At 57.9% G+C, this 806-nt stretch carries 2 protein-coding genes; both read right to left on the bottom strand.

The window, feature by feature from the left end; translation table 11 throughout:
- Positions 1 to 211: HigA family addiction module antitoxin (locus JF66_RS20790; RefSeq protein ID WP_035880869.1), on the bottom strand; the 211-nt coding region annotated here is incomplete at its 3' end.
- 9 nt (positions 212 to 220) lie between these two features.
- Complete coding sequence (locus JF66_RS22705; RefSeq protein ID WP_304413067.1) at positions 221 to 448, bottom strand: type II toxin-antitoxin system RelE/ParE family toxin; 228 nt, start codon at positions 446 to 448, stop codon at positions 221 to 223.
- Positions 449 to 806: the final 358 nt, after the last annotated feature.

Below are 806 nucleotides of genomic sequence, written 5' to 3'. Positions count from 1 at the left end.
TCATCCAAAATCGATCCGTTGTGCCGAGTGCTCGTGCCAGCCGGAGCGCGGTGTCCGGGCTGATACCTCGTTTGCCGTGAACGATCTCGTTGATGCGTCGCGGTGGCACGGCGATCGCGTGGGCAAGTCGGTACTGGCTGATGCCCAGCGGATTTAGGAATTCTTCGAGAAGAATCTCGCCGGGGTGAATGGGCTCGTGTGCGGCAGTCACAATATCTCCTCAGTGATAGTCAGTGATTTCGACATCTATTGGCCCAGCGGGTGTCCACGTGAAGCAGATGCGCCATTGGTCGTTGACTCGGATGCTGTGTTGGCCTTTTCGGTTGCCCTGCAACTGTTCGAGACGGTTGCTCGGTGGAACTCGCGGGTCATTGATTGTTTCAGCGGCGTCGAGTATCAGTAGCTTTCGATTCGCGATTCGCTGCAAGTCGGGGCCAAACTTGCGCACATGGACCCGCTGCCAGACGCGCTCAGTGTCTTTTTCTGCGAACGTCCGGATCACAGCATTAGCATAACGCGCAGCGTTATTATCGTCAAGCGTTATTAGTTACATTCAGGGCACGTGGGCGCCCACGACGCATATGACAGGCAGAGACAACCGCGCCGCCCCGCGCAACGAATACCGCATGCGGAACGCTCAGCGAGACACCCTGCCGTTTCTTGTTGGGAACCCTCAACCGGCAAAAGATGTACCAGATGGGTCCACGATCGCCGATACCAACTGCGGCGTTCCTGGTCCTGCGGTCAACTCACCACGAGACATTCGACCCCGGGGAGGTCGTCGAAGCGCGCATTGCGGTCGGTAG

Origin of the sequence: Cryobacterium sp. MLB-32 (assembly GCF_000738085.1) — a bacterium.
GTDB lineage: Bacteria > Actinomycetota > Actinomycetes > Actinomycetales > Microbacteriaceae > Cryobacterium.
The sequence above is the reverse complement of the archived record's forward strand: the minus strand, read 5'-3'. Positions and strand labels throughout refer to the sequence as shown.